At 56.8% G+C, this 516-nt stretch carries 1 protein-coding gene; it reads right to left on the bottom strand.

Features of this window, described 5'->3' with window-relative positions; translation table 11 throughout:
* Positions 1–24 precede the first annotated feature (24 nt).
* Positions 25–516: Tn3 family transposase (locus BMI01S_RS40545; protein WP_156123938.1), on the bottom strand; the 492-nt coding region annotated here is incomplete at its 5' end.

The following is a 516-nucleotide window of genomic DNA, read 5'->3' as shown; positions in this document are numbered from 1 at the left end:
CGATTCAGTGTTTTGGACTTCAGATCAGGCTCTGCGACTTGCGGTCGAAGCGTGCAGATCACTGTCGAGACTCGGAAGGATTCGGTGCGCGTACCGAGCCACTGGAAAATTGAATGTCCCGCGCAGGTTGATTCCCTCCAGGTGTGTCGGCGCGATTCTTCTCAACTGTTCAGGCGCCAGTGGCTCGCCTGTGGCCGCCTGAATTTCTTCAAGAACGCGTTGCATATGCGTGGTGTTCCACGCCATCAGGATATTCGAGAGAAGCGTCAGTGCGGACGAGACCGCCGAGAGCGATTCATGACGGCGTGCCAGTTCGACAGGTATCTTGCCGATATGGATCGCGCGTTGAACGTTGTGGACGGCTTCTCCACGATTCAAGACATGCTGCATTTCCGCCCTGAACGGGGCATTGGTGAAATAGTCGATCAGAAAGATGCTTCTGAACAGGCGTCCGACGTGAACGCCGCCTTCATATACGGCCTGCCCACGCGCTGCTGATCCGAAGCGAGCCAGGGC

This window comes from Paraburkholderia mimosarum LMG 23256 = NBRC 106338 (assembly GCF_000739815.1).
Lineage (GTDB): Bacteria > Pseudomonadota > Gammaproteobacteria > Burkholderiales > Burkholderiaceae > Paraburkholderia > Paraburkholderia mimosarum.
Note: the sequence above shows the minus strand (reverse complement) of the source record. Positions and strands in the feature narration are given on the sequence as shown.